The organism is Rivularia sp. UHCC 0363 (genome assembly GCF_034931125.1).
Classification (GTDB): Bacteria; Cyanobacteriota; Cyanobacteriia; order Cyanobacteriales; family Nostocaceae; genus Rivularia.
The window spans coordinates 48,967-61,685 of sequence record NZ_JAYGHM010000052.1 but is presented as its reverse complement, the minus strand read 5'-3'; the positions used below and the strand labels follow the sequence as shown (position 1 = coordinate 61,685).

Here is a 12,719-nt window from a genome sequence, read left to right as displayed (position 1 = left end):
TACTCACCCTACCTCCGGCTTCCCTCTCCTTACCAAGGAGAGGGATTGAGGGTGAGGTTTTATCTTATATTTAATTACGTTTACCTACTTAAGTCCTAATTTTTGATCGTTGTTTGCGAAAAGTTGGGGAACAATTTGTATGATTTGAGCAGATCGGTTTCTTAATTTTGATCGATCGCCAAACAAAGTCCTGGTAGGGTAGATGCAAATTGTGTCCGGCAACTTTGCCATAGATGTAAAAATAGTTAAAAATATATATAATTCAGTAATTTTTAAGTTATATGCTTCCGAACACGGCAAATGTTTTGGCAACTTCCCTTATGCCTCATGGTACCTGCTACCTTTGGAAACCGGGGTTAGTAGGACTGCATTTTGTCAGCGACGCTGTTATTGCTTTATCTTATTTTTCGATTCCCATAACTCTGATATATATTCTTCGTAAACGAGCGGATATTCCCTTTAACGGGATTTTCTGGCTATTTGCTGCTTTTATCGTTTTTTGCGGTACCGGACACTTGATAGATATCTGGACGTTATGGCATCCGGATTATTGGGTTTCGGGGTACATCCGAGCGCTTACTGCTGTAGTGTCGCTGACAACAGCGATCGCTTTAACTTATTTAATTCCGCAAATTTTAGCTTTACCAACCCCTAAGAATCTACAACAAAAAGAACAGTTTTTACGCAGTATTTACGAAGGGATTACAGAATCGATTTTTGTGGTTGATACTACTCAAAGTGGGGAATTTATTTACACAAGTATTAACCCAGTTTGCGAAACCATCATCGGGATTACAAAGGAGCAAATTGAAGGCAAAACTCCGGAACAAGTTCTCCCTCATGAAGCTGCAACAGCAGTTAGAGAACGTTACAATCGCTGCTTGTCAATGGGAGAAAGCGTTACTTATGAAGAATGTTTGACATTTAATGATGGAAAAACATCTTGGTGGTTGACAAGTTTAGAACCTCTGCCTAACGAAGCAAACCAAATTTATCGGATTGTCGGTACTAGCGTTAATATTAGCGGTCGCAAACAAGCGGAAGCGCAATTACAAGAAAGCGAACGTCGTTTCCGCGCAATTTTTAATTCAATGTTTCAGTTTATCGGTTTGCTACAACCAGATGGTACTTTACTTGAAGTCAACCAAACTGCTTTGAATTTTGGAGGAGTAAATAAAGAAGACGTAGTTAATCGTCCGTTTTGGGAAAATTATTGGTGGACAATTTCTCCTCAAACGCAGTACTCGTTACAACAAGCCATAAAAAAAGCTGCGAATGGTGAGTTTGTTCGCTATGAAGTAGATATATTTGGGGCTGGAGATCAAGTTACTACAATAGATTTTTCTCTTAAGCCCGTATTTAATGACCAAGGGCAAGTAGAATTATTGATTCCTGAAGGTCGTGATATTACTGATAAAAAACAAATTATTGAAGCGCTGCGAAAAAGTGAGGAACGCTGGGAACTTGTTCTACAGGGTACGGGAGACGGTATATTTGACTGGAATATTGCCACTAACGAAGCCTTTTTCTCGGCTCGATATAAAGAAATGCTGCAATATACTGATGCGGAAGTAGAAAATAGCTACCAAGCATGGCAGAATCTGGTTCATCCACAAGATATCGGATTAGCAGAAGCAACTTGGAAAGCGTACACAAACCATGAAATTCCCCACTATGAGGTTGAATTTCGTTTACTTTGTAAAGACGGCGCTTATAAGTGGATTTTAGCTCGCGGTATGGCTTTGTGGAATCAAGCCGGAGAAGCAATTCGTATGGTCGGTTCCCATCAAGATATTAGCAAGTTTAAAGCAGCGCAAGCCGAAATTGTACGTTTGAATCAAGAGTTGGAAGCGCGAGTTATTCGTCGCACGGAACAGCTACAAGCATCAAATCGCCGTAAAGATGAGTTAATTGAAAGCGAGCAATCGGCAAGAGCAGAAGTCAAAATTTATGAAGATATTGTCAAAAATATCCAAATTGGTTTATGTATTTGGGAGATGGAAGATATTGACGATATCAATAGTTTTCGGTTGGGAACTACCAATCCTGCTGCATCGCAAATGTTGGGTTTGGATATCCAAAATTATATCGGCAAGCCAATGGAAGAATGTTTTCCTAATCTTTTAGATGAAGACCATATTCCAATAGTAGAAAGTTACGTAGAAGTAGTTAAATCTAAACAAATTAAAGATTTAGGAGAATTCCCTTACGGTGACGAGCGAATTTCTAAGTCATTTTTTAAGGTAACAGCTTTTCCTTTACCAGGTAACTTAGTTGGTGTGGCTTTTGATAACGTTACCGAACGCAAACGTATAGAAACAGCTTTAGCAGAAAGCGAGCGTTTATATCGTAATGTAGTTAATAGCGTTAAAGAAATTGTTTTTCAAATCGATAAAACAGGTTGTTGGACATTTTTGAGTGCAGCTTGGAGTGATGTTACCGGGTTCAGCATCAAAGATAATTTATTAAAATCGTTTACAAATTTAATGTATGCCGAAGAAGATAAACTTACGGGTAGAGAATTATTGGAATCGGTAATTTCAGGAGAAACAGAATTTTTTCAATATGAATTCCGCATTCTCACTCAAGATGGAAACTTTCGCTGGGTAGAAATGTACGCTAAGATCGAGCATAATTTTAGTGGTGAAGAACTCGGTGTTTACGGTACGCTTAACGACGTTACCGAACGCAAACAAGCACAAGCAGTTTTGCAAGCAAGGGCTGATGAATTAGCTCAAATTAATTTGTTACTATTGCAAACGGCTAATGAGTTAGAAAAACGCAACAAAGAACTAGACCAGTTTGCTTACGTTACCTCCCACGATTTGAAAGCACCTTTAAGAGCGATCGCAAATTTATCTGAGTGGATTGAGGAAGATTTGCAAGCAGCGTTAACTCCGGATACACGAAAGCAAATGAATTTGTTGCGTGGGAGAGTTCACCGTATGGAAGCTTTGATTAACGGACTTTTGCAATATTCTCGTGTAGGAAGAATCAAAACCAAACCAGAAACGGTTGTTGTTGGCGAACTTTTAGCAGAAATAATTGATTCAATCGCTCCCCCAGAAGAATTTTCGATCAAAATTGTTGGGGAGATGCCGACTTTAATCACCGAAAGAATTCCTTTACAGCAGGTTTTTAGTAACTTAATTAGTAATGGTGTCAAACATCGCGATCGCCCAGATGGTCAAGTCACAATCTCTGTTGAAGAGCAAGATAATTTTTACCAATTTGCAGTTTCAGATGACGGTAACGGCATAGCAGAAGAATATCATGAAAAAATTTTTGTCATATTTCAAACTTTAGAAGCGCGAGACAAGCGCGAAAATACTGGTATTGGTTTGGCTATAGTTAAAAGAATTATTAACGAGTTCGGAGGAACAATTACTTTAGAATCTCAAGTTGGTAAAGGAACAACTTTCCGGTTTACCTGGCCTAAATAAAGAATGTAAGGAATATAATGTATAAAATAGGGAATCAAATTCTAAATTTAGTATTGTTAATATTAAGTTAAAAATCACTTAGATAGAATTTCGGAAACGAAAAATGCAGGAAAAATTGTTGAATCTATTGCTGGTAGAAGATGATGAAGTGGATGTAATGAACGTCAAAAGAGCATTTATAAAAAATAATATTACAAATCCACTTTATGTTGCCTCAGATGGGATTGAAGCGCTGAAAATGTTACGAGGTCAGAATGAAACTTTGAATGTTCCCAAGCAACGAAGAATCATTTTACTCGACTTAAATATGCCCAAAATGAGCGGATTAGAGTTTCTTGAAGCGTTAAGAGCAGATTCAGACTTAAAATCAATACCAGTAGTTATATTAACAACTTCTGACGAAGATCGAGATCGCGTAAAAGCCTATAATTTAAACGTAGCTGGATATCTATTGAAGCCGGTGAATTCTACTCAATTCGCTGAAACAATCGCAACTTTAAATAAGTATTGGATGTTATGCGAAATTCCTTGAATAATATACTTTTACAGTAATTTGATAGCTATCTATGCTAGTTTTCTATTTATTTAAAATTTATTTACATTTAACTTATACTTAACATACACTTAAAACCGAGCTTAATAAAAATATACATTGAGAATATATAAATTATAGTTATTAATACCATACTTCGGGATCAAACTATCTATTTGTTGCCTAAGAGGGTAGAATTTAGTTTATAATCGCAGTAGTATTTCCATTGTATTAGCTTAGATAATTGCTTTTCCTTGAGGCAAAGCGTTATTAACCTAATAGAAGGCAAGCTACGAGCCAATTCATCCAACATTAGCATCTTTTCGGCTGCTGGAGGAATGTCTCGTCTGTGCTTAACCAGGTAAGTAATAGACTTTTTAGGAGCAGACGATGAAAATGGAACTTTATAAGAACGACGAACAGCAGCGTACTTCTGAACGTCCTCTTATCCTAGCAGTTGAAGACAACGAAGATAATTTACTGATAATTGATTATATCGTTGACTCTTTAAACTATAGATTTATTGGCGAAGCGGATGGGAAAAAAACCCTGCTAATTGCACAAGAATTTCAACCAAATTTAATATTATTAGATATCATGTTGCCTGAAGTAAATGGTATCGATCTTTTTCATAGTTTGAAGCAAGATAAATTAACAGCCCATATACCTGTAATTGCAGTGACCGCTTTAGCAAGGGTTGAGGAAAGAGAGCGTATCTTAGAAGCCGGTTTTGATGCTTATGTCAGCAAACCTTATATGCTTGAAGAAATAGAACAAGCGATCTGTCATTACGTCAAGCAACATTAATTATCGGTAAAATTCTTTTTATCTGCAAATAAAGCAATCACACTCACATAATTGGTATCGAGATGAGTTGCAAAAAGCATATTTGTCACTTCTGAATCAGTAGCTTCTTCAATTATTTGCTTGAACTGGGGTTGTAAAATTTCTTCTATACGACCTCTTGCTTTTCTAACTACTTCTTGATGACCTGCTTCCATTAATAATTGTTCGGGTTTAGTCACACCGTTTTTGATAATAATTGTTAGTTTATTATCTAAAAAACGACAATACACATCTTCTGGCTGATGACCTAGCTTATTAATAAACAATGACTGTATGCGTTCAGCAATAACCATTTCTAAGTTCTGGGACTGCGAAATTTGAGAATGCATCGGAAAAACCTACCAATTACAAATATAGTTTATGAGTTTTATTCAATCAAGGAAAGTTACTTTCTCAGTGACTCACATGGTCAAGGGTAAAATGTTGATTTTTATCTATATCCTTTATCTAATTACCCTCTTCCCAGTAAATATTAATCTAATTAATCTAAAGAATTACCGTTTCTACCATTTGAAGCCTTAGACTTTGCTTTAGGAATTGCATCTGGGTTACGAACTTCTGGCGTATTAGATAGTACAACAATAATACCGCTTCTACCAGTTTCTAAAGTCGCGTCTCCCATTAAATCTACTACTTTTACTTCCAAAATTTCCTCAATCAAAGCTTTGAGTTTGGGTTCAATTGCATCATCCAATCCAGAACGTACCTGTTCGGCTAATTGTTCTTGTCCTTGGTCAACTAACAATTGCTCTGCTGGAGTAATTGAGTCTTCCATGACAATTGCTAAAGAGTCGTCAAAAAGCTGACAAGTAACTTTTGTTGGTCTATGTCCTAACTGATTGGAGTATAAAGCTTGAATGCGTTGTGAAAGTTCTCTTTCTCTTTGTCCCCGTGTTGGAATTGATGTTTTCATTACTATCTATTATCGAATATTTGAATATAATTAGACCGCTATCGATAAGCCATTAATTAGAAATTAATGCGTATAATCATTGCCTAAATGAACTAGATTGCTCAGTAAGCTAAACATATCAAAAGAACTTGAGTTATCGAAAGGAGCGATATTCAATCCGTTCACAGCCCGTATTTAATAGCCATATAATAGAATATACCTTAGTAAATTTGAAAACAGCATTCGAGTGACAGATATTTGAAGCTTGTTAAGTAACTCTCTAGATGTAAATTTGTTCAATTATTATTAATCATTTTTTTATTCTTATTGAATAACTAAAATGGCACAAGGAGCATGGTGAAGTACGTGGTTACTAACGCTACCTAATAAAGCTTCTGCAATACCGTTATGTCCTTTACGACCTATAATTATCAAATCTACGTTTAAATCCTCGGCAATTTGGCAAATTTGAGAACCAACACTTCCCGGTGCTTCATAGCATTTTACTTGAGCAGAAACACCACCTAAAGCCGCTTTTTGTTGATACTGCGTTAAATGCTTTTCAGTTTGTTCGTGCTTTGTCAGGTTCGCTTGTTCGATTAAGTCCATATTTGCCATTGCTGGAGACATCGTATTTCCTGCATAATCAGGAAAACCATATCCGTTACCTAAACCTGATTGAGACATAATTGCCATTTCTGTGAGGTCAGACAAACAATGAATTATTGTCAGTTGCGCTCCTATGCTTTGAGCTAAGTTTACTGCTTCCAAAAATACAGCTTCATCTGTAGGTGAAAGTTCTAGAGCTACGAGGATTTTTTTGAAGGTCATAGTCACTTCCTTTGTTATATATAAATTCAGTCAGCCCTTTTTTAATTCGATTAGTCACAGGCTTTAAATATCAGAAGATATTTGTAAATCAGGTTTTTCAAACTTTACCATAACAATTAATAAACAAATCAAAAATCAAGATTAGTTACTATAAATTTAAAATAAGCTAATTCTTAACCTACAATGTAAATCTATCGTGATATTTTAAGAATTTAGGTATACAATAAAATTCTCAATTAAATATTAATAGTTTGAATCACAACTATCTACGTTAATCGCAACGAAAAAACTATTAGTAGCATTAATGCAGCGAGAAAAATTATTCATAGTCATTTATAAAATAAACAATTTTATATAGTTATTCAACTGTCTTTATAAGGAGTTGTAAGACTGAGACTTCTTTCTAAAGATAGATTTAACTGTCTATCTAAATCAGGACTTACGCAATTGTCACAAGACTCGGATGGTGCGTGACACCAAAGGTCTTATTATCACGTTGAAAATTGATCCAAGTGTCACAGCAACGGCAATAAAGTGGGAAGAAAATCTACACCCCTTTTTGCCTCCCCTACAAAAAAATATGCCTTTTTGCTAAGTCCTATAAATAGCAAACACGATCGAAAAGTATCTCCTGTAGATATTGCAGTTTAGTACTTCAGAGAGAATGACTATTGCAATCAAATATTTAGAATTAGAATCTTATCTGAACTGTGACATTTTTGTCATGTAGATAACTCGAAGTTGTTAAACCTTTTTTGGACAAAAAAGTATATAAAATGACATCAGAACATAAGAGAGCCGTAGGCATTTTTAATAGTCGCTCCGATGCAGAAAGCGCTTTGCAGGACTTGAAAGACTCAAACTATGCAATGGATAAAGTTTCTGTAATTGCTCAAGAATCCGCACAAGGTGAAGATATTGCCGGTGTTGAAGTTAGAGAGAATGTAGGAAATAAAGCCGACGAAGGAGCAGTAAGCGGAGCAGTCGCAGGTGGTACTATAGGGGGAATTACTGGGTTGTTAGTAGGTTTGGGGATGCTGGCGATACCTGGTATTGGACCAATTATGTTTGCCGGTGCAGAAGCAACTGCGATCGCAACTACATTAGCAGGAGGAGCGATCGGTGCTGCAACAGTTGGCTTAGCTGGAGCGCTGGTTGGCTTGGGAATTCCAGAAGAACGAGCGAAGGTTTATCATGATCGCGTTTCAAAAGGAAGCTATTTAGTAATCGTTAACGGTACAGAAGCACAAATAAACCACGCTCAAGAAATTTTAAGCCGTCGTGGTATTCAAGAATGGGGTATTTACGATATTCCTACCTCTCCCGCTGATGAGACACAGCCCAAGGTTTTAGGTCAATATAAATATATAGTTGGTGTATTTAGAATGCGTCACGATTTGAAAGATGCAATTTCAGCAATGAGAGAAACTCACTTCCCCATGACGCAAATATACGTTGTCGAAAAAAATCCACCTCCTTTCGCAAGTATTAATTCCATAGAGATCAAAGAGCGTTTAGAGAATTACGCAGGTTTAGGAATGTCCGAAGAACGAGCCAGACATTATGAGCAATTATTAGAAAGAGGAAATTATCTAATCGTATTGAGTGGAACCGACGAGCAAATAAATGAAGCCAAATCAGTTTTAGAAGATCAAAGTGTTGAAGATTTGAGCATTCACGACCCTTCTGTTGTATCAGTGAACAGTTAAAACACCCGTAGCCTATAAGGCTGGGGCTAATATTACAAAGCCTACCTGCGTAGGCTAAATTAAGCGCATCTTTATACAAAAATGGTATTAGGAGTTATAAATATTGATAACTGCTGACTGTTCACTGCTCAATGTTATGTTTCGCTAAAAGCTGTAAATACTGTTGGTTGTTTTTTGCTTGCTGCCATTTTTGTTTAAATATCGCTGCTGACTCTGCTTTTATAGGGTCTTCTTCATATGGTAAAATCTCTTGACGTAGTTTTGTTTCTGCATCTTTTGAAGTAGCTTTTTGTGGATTGCTACGATATTTCTTACCGCTTTTATGATTAGCGTAGCGACGCGCACGGGTATAGCCCATTTGTAAAAACTTTCGCGCCATATCCGCGCCCACAAAATCATTTTGTTCAAGATAATCTAGAAATAATTCATATATCTTATCGCTCGATTCTAAGGCTATTTCTGGGGTTTTAAACCGCCAATACGGCAAAATTTCAGACTTATAAGGTTCGACTAATAATACTCCCTGTTCTCCCTTTCCTACTGTATAAAGTTCGGGAGATTGACGAAAATCGATATTTTTATAATCTAAAGAATAATCAAATTTTTTCATCTTATTTGATAAGCGATCGTTGATTATTGAAAAAAAAGGAAAAGGCATAATATACCTTTTCCCATAGTTATAGTTCCTTATAGCTTACGTAGTAAATTTCGAGTGATAGAAAATTTATACTTTTTCTTTCATGGGGTCAGCAATGTAGCGGAAGTCTTCGTCAGAATTCCAAGGACCGCGTTCGTCTTTTGCACCGTTGCTAGACAAGTTGTAGTAAAGGTCTACAGTAGAATCGGGTTGGATATTGCCGAAGAATGGCTCTGTTAACTTACCCATAGAATCCAAGGCTTTCATGAACATCTTGGTATGGGAAATTTCCCGAGTTAACAAGTGTACTAAAGTCTGCTTGGTTCCTTGGTCTGGTGCGAGTTGAATCAAGGATTCGTATGTAGTCCGCGCACCTGCTTCTGCTGCAATGTTTGCACGTAAATCGCGTACCATACTACCACCTTCATTTAAGTAAGTTGCAGTCCAAGCTGAACCTTGAGAATCTAAGAAGTGAGGTCCTTTACCGCGTACTGCAAATAAAGTGCTTTTGAATGCATCGGTTTGATCTACATTATCAGTATGCATTTCGATGAGTTTACCAATCATTTCCAAGTGGCTAAACTCTTCGGTAGCGATATCTTGCAGCATATCTTTAATACCTGCATCTTCAGTATGGAAAGACTGTACCCAGTACTGTAAAGCGGCAGAAAGTTCGCCAGTTGCACCACCAAACTGTTCTAGTAAAAGTTGAGCGAAACGAGGATTTGGTTCGTCAATCTTTACTTCTTTATTAATTAGTTCTTTTTTGTGGAAAAACATTGTCTACCTAAATTCCTCTCTTTATCGGACAGTACTTATAAAATTCAGCTATTTAAACAAAGCTGAATTTAACTTATTTTCTCTTTGTTATCTTGATATTAGTTCATCCTAACTATATAAAACCTTTACCGTTAGATAGATTATAAAATTATCTTTTTTCTACAAAAAGAAGTAGAGATAAGTAAAACGTAAGGATGATTAAGTTTGGCAAATATATCTTAAGTATCTTGAGAATGCTCTTGGGTAAATAAATCCTCATAAAATTACTTCTTTAGCTAGATTACTTTTAGAAGTTTGTGGTAAAAAATAGTAATCAATATTCATAAATTATATTTTGGTAAGCACGCCACAGTTTACTATGCGCCGAAAAGCTTGTTTAATTTTTAACCCCGTTTCTGGTACTACTGATGCCGATCAAGATCTAGAGAGGATAAAAGAACTTTTGTCTCCTCAGTTTGATTTAGATATTCAATTTACCACAGAAGAAATTAGTGCCGATAAGTTAGCACAAGAAGCAGTAAAAAAAGGAGAATTTGAAATAATTATCGCTGCTGGTGGTGACGGTACTCTTTCCGAAACAGCTAGAGCGTTAGGTGAAACAACTATTCCTTTAGGAATAATCCCTCGGGGGACTGCGAATGCTTTTGCTTCTGCGTTGGGTCTTCCCGATACTTTGGATGAAGCTTGTGAAACGATTTTATCTGGTAAAACTCGTCGAATTGATATTGGTAGGTGCAATGGTAAATTGATGACGTTGTTAGCTGGAATCGGTTTTGAAGCGGAAACTGTGGAAAATGCTTCACGGGAAGCTAAACAGCGCTGGGGTGTTTTGGCTTATCTGGTTTCGGGTATACAGCAATTACGAGAATTGGAACTATTTGAAGCTGAAATTGAAACCGATGACAAAATTATTAAGGTTTCTGCTGGTGCTTTAACTGTGGCAAATGCAGCACCACCAACATCAGTCTTAGCTCAAGGTCCGGCGGGTATTCTTTATGATGACGGATTGCTTGATGTTACCATCATTTCGTCTAACACTTGGGGAGCCGCGATCGCAGCTTCTTATCACTTGCTACAAACTGGTTTGCGGGGAGATGCAGCGCAACGGGATGACATCGGTTATTTACGAACAAAGCGCGTGAAAATCACCACGAATCCCCCGCAAAAAATAGTTTTGGATGGTGAAATGATTGGCAATACACCTTTAGAAGTAGAATGTATTCCGGGTGGATTGAGCGTTATTGTGCCGATGTTAGCAGCAGAAAAGATTTCCGAGAAGTTAGAAGGTTTACCGGATTTGGAAATTGAGGAGAAATCAGCGCCAGTTACGGGTGATTAATAGTATATATCTATTAGTTTTGAAAATCAAAAAAATCTGAAATGAGATTAAACCTGATGAATTATAAAGATGTACGAATAGCAAATGTAAAAGATTTGGAAAACGGCGAAATGCGCCAAGTATCTGTAGAAGATAAACAAATTTTAGTAGCACGAGTTGGGGACAAATATTTTGCAACAGCAGCACATTGTACCCATTACGGCGCACCTTTAGAAAAAGGTATATTAAATGGAGAAAAGATAGTTTGTCCTTGGCATAATGCTTGTTTTAATGTTAAAAGTGGCAAGTTAGAAGAACCTCCCGCGATGGACGCTTTACCTCGTTTTTCTATCAGGGTAGAGGGAGAAGATTTAATTGTAGAGTTACCTGAAGAAATGCCTGCTCAACGCACACCAGAGATGGTGAAATATAATCCCCAACAAGATAATCGCACTTTTGTGATTTTAGGGGCTGGTGCTGCGGGAAGCATGGCGGCGGAAAGCTTACGTCAGGCGGGTATGAGAGGTAAAATCATCATGTTTACTCGTGAAGATATATTACCTTACGATCGCACTGCTTTAAGTAAAAAGTATTTGCAGAAGGATTCTGAAAAGGATTCTTTAGTTTTACGCTCCCCAGAATTTTATCAAGAATGGGATATTGAACATTCTCACAAGTTGGTTACGAAAGTAGAAGCGGCTAAAAAAACGATTACTTTTGCAGATAACACCACTTTGGAATACGATGCTTTATTAGTGGCTACTGGTGGAAAACCTCGTAATTTAAAAGTACCGGGTGCTGATTTAAATAACATTTTTACCCTGCGAAAACCAGAAGATGCGGATAAAATTGTAGCTGCTGCGAAAAACGCTAAAACTGCTGTGGTTGTAGGTTCTAGCTTCATCGGTATGGAAGCAGCTTCAAGTTTGACCCAACGCGGTATTAAGGTAACTGTAGTCGCACCGGGAACGGTACCCTTTGAGAAAATTCTCGGAAAAGATATAGGTACCATGTTTCGCAAGCTGCATGAAAAAAATGGTGTATCTTTCCAGATGGGAACCAAAGTAAAGCAGTTTGAAGGTAACGGTAAAGTTGAAACTGCTGTACTAGAAAATGGCGATCGCTTAAATGCAGATTTAGTAGTTGTTGGTGTTGGAGTTGAACCCGTTACCGAATTTTTGCAGGGAGTACAGTTAAACGAAAAAGACAATAGTGTAAATGTAAATGAATATTTGCAAGCAGCCGATCATCTTTATGTAGCTGGAGATATTGCTCGTTTTCCTTACGCAGCAACCGGAGAACCCACCCGCATCGAACATTGGCGGTTAGCACAGCAACAAGGACGCATTGCCGCTCATAATATGATGGGAGAAAAGATAAAGTTTGCTAGCGTTCCCTTTTTCTGGTCGGGACAATTTGATCTAAAATTGCGCTATGCCGGACACGCTGAAAACTGGGATGATATTATCATTCAAGGTAATTTGGACGAGCAAGAATTTCTGGCTTTTTACGTTAAGAATAATCAAGTTTTAGCTGTAGCTGGCTCTCAACGCGATCGCGATATTGCTGCAATTACCGAATTAATGCTATCGCAACAGATGCCGTCATGTGATGAAGTACGTCAAGGTAAAATTAATTGGGTTGAAAAACTAGATTCTCAGGAATTGATTGCTGGGTAATGGGGCATTATTGGGCATTGAGTTGATATTCTTGTAGGGTGTGTGACTAGGG

At 37.3% G+C, this 12,719-nt stretch carries 11 protein-coding genes; 6 read left to right on the top strand and 5 right to left on the bottom strand.

What is annotated here, in order from left to right:
* Positions 1-305: 305 nt before the first annotated feature.
* The 3 genes from VB797_RS24880 (at position 306) to VB797_RS24870 (ending at position 4,782) form a co-directional block, all read left to right on the top strand.
* Positions 306-3,443, top strand: a complete 3,138-nt coding sequence (locus VB797_RS24880) for a PAS domain S-box protein (RefSeq protein ID WP_323240433.1) — start codon at positions 306-308, stop codon at positions 3,441-3,443.
* Between the two features lie 103 nt (positions 3,444-3,546).
* Positions 3,547-3,975 (top strand): response regulator, encoded by a 429-nt coding sequence (locus VB797_RS24875; protein ID WP_323240432.1) that lies wholly within the window; start codon positions 3,547-3,549, stop codon positions 3,973-3,975.
* 396 nt (positions 3,976-4,371) lie between these two features.
* Positions 4,372-4,782: a response regulator gene (locus VB797_RS24870; protein WP_323240431.1), complete on the top strand. Its 411-nt coding sequence runs from the start codon at positions 4,372-4,374 to the stop codon at positions 4,780-4,782.
* On the opposite strand, the gene VB797_RS24865 is transcribed toward VB797_RS24870, so the two are convergent.
* The 3 genes from VB797_RS24865 to VB797_RS24855 all read right to left on the bottom strand — a co-directional run bounded on the left by VB797_RS24865 (position 4,779) and on the right by VB797_RS24855 (position 6,544).
* The gene (locus tag VB797_RS24865) at positions 4,779-5,150 is read right to left on the bottom strand and encodes a DUF2294 domain-containing protein (RefSeq protein ID WP_323240430.1); all 372 of its coding nucleotides are present in this window, start codon (positions 5,148-5,150) and stop codon (positions 4,779-4,781) included. The two genes, VB797_RS24870 and VB797_RS24865, sit on opposite strands and share 4 nt — an antisense overlap.
* A 152-nt stretch (positions 5,151-5,302) precedes the next feature.
* Entirely contained in the window at positions 5,303-5,734 is a 432-nt protein-coding gene (locus VB797_RS24860; RefSeq protein ID WP_323240429.1) for a DUF2294 domain-containing protein, read from the bottom strand.
* 303 nt (positions 5,735-6,037) lie between these two features.
* Positions 6,038-6,544: a universal stress protein gene (locus tag VB797_RS24855; RefSeq protein ID WP_323240428.1), complete on the bottom strand. Its 507-nt coding sequence runs from the start codon at positions 6,542-6,544 to the stop codon at positions 6,038-6,040.
* Between the two features lie 776 nt (positions 6,545-7,320).
* Between VB797_RS24855 and VB797_RS24850 the strand changes: the two genes are divergently transcribed.
* The gene (locus VB797_RS24850) at positions 7,321-8,253 is read left to right on the top strand and encodes a general stress protein (RefSeq protein WP_323240427.1); all 933 of its coding nucleotides are present in this window, start codon (positions 7,321-7,323) and stop codon (positions 8,251-8,253) included.
* Positions 8,254-8,374: 121 nt separating this feature from the next.
* Here VB797_RS24850 and VB797_RS24845 read toward each other — a convergent pair whose 3' ends face one another.
* Both VB797_RS24845 and VB797_RS24840 read right to left on the bottom strand, forming a co-directional pair.
* Positions 8,375-8,911, bottom strand: coding sequence for a DUF4385 domain-containing protein (locus VB797_RS24845; RefSeq protein ID WP_323240426.1), 537 nt, complete (start codon positions 8,909-8,911; stop codon positions 8,375-8,377).
* 66 nt (positions 8,912-8,977) lie between these two features.
* Positions 8,978-9,670 (bottom strand): manganese catalase family protein, encoded by a 693-nt coding sequence (locus tag VB797_RS24840; protein ID WP_323240425.1) that lies wholly within the window; start codon positions 9,668-9,670, stop codon positions 8,978-8,980.
* Between the two features lie 358 nt (positions 9,671-10,028).
* Here VB797_RS24840 and VB797_RS24835 point away from each other — a divergent pair, with 358 nt between their 5' ends.
* Positions 10,029-11,009 carry a YegS/Rv2252/BmrU family lipid kinase gene (locus VB797_RS24835; RefSeq protein ID WP_323240424.1) on the top strand — a complete coding sequence of 327 codons (981 nt, stop codon included), beginning with the start codon at positions 10,029-10,031 and terminating at the stop codon, positions 11,007-11,009.
* A 56-nt stretch (positions 11,010-11,065) separates the two neighbouring features.
* On the top strand, positions 11,066-12,667 hold the full coding sequence (locus VB797_RS24830; RefSeq protein ID WP_323240423.1) for an FAD-dependent oxidoreductase: 1,602 nt from the start codon (positions 11,066-11,068) through the stop codon (positions 12,665-12,667).
* Positions 12,668-12,719: the final 52 nt, after the last annotated feature.

Coding starts and splice junctions, on each gene's coding strand:
- VB797_RS24875 (WP_323240432.1), top strand. CDS start 3,547: ATGCAGGAAAAATTGTTGAATCTATTGCTGGTAGAAGATGATGAAGTG.
- VB797_RS24870 (WP_323240431.1), top strand. CDS start 4,372: ATGGAACTTTATAAGAACGACGAACAGCAGCGTACTTCTGAACGTCCT.
- VB797_RS24865 (WP_323240430.1), bottom strand. CDS start 5,150: ATGCATTCTCAAATTTCGCAGTCCCAGAACTTAGAAATGGTTATTGCT.
- VB797_RS24860 (WP_323240429.1), bottom strand. CDS start 5,734: ATGAAAACATCAATTCCAACACGGGGACAAAGAGAAAGAGAACTTTCA.
- VB797_RS24855 (WP_323240428.1), bottom strand. CDS start 6,544: ATGACCTTCAAAAAAATCCTCGTAGCTCTAGAACTTTCACCTACAGAT.
- VB797_RS24850 (WP_323240427.1), top strand. CDS start 7,321: ATGACATCAGAACATAAGAGAGCCGTAGGCATTTTTAATAGTCGCTCC.
- VB797_RS24845 (WP_323240426.1), bottom strand. CDS start 8,911: ATGCCTTTTCCTTTTTTTTCAATAATCAACGATCGCTTATCAAATAAG.
- VB797_RS24840 (WP_323240425.1), bottom strand. CDS start 9,670: ATGTTTTTCCACAAAAAAGAACTAATTAATAAAGAAGTAAAGATTGAC.
- VB797_RS24835 (WP_323240424.1), top strand. CDS start 10,029: ATGCGCCGAAAAGCTTGTTTAATTTTTAACCCCGTTTCTGGTACTACT.
- VB797_RS24830 (WP_323240423.1), top strand. CDS start 11,066: ATGAATTATAAAGATGTACGAATAGCAAATGTAAAAGATTTGGAAAAC.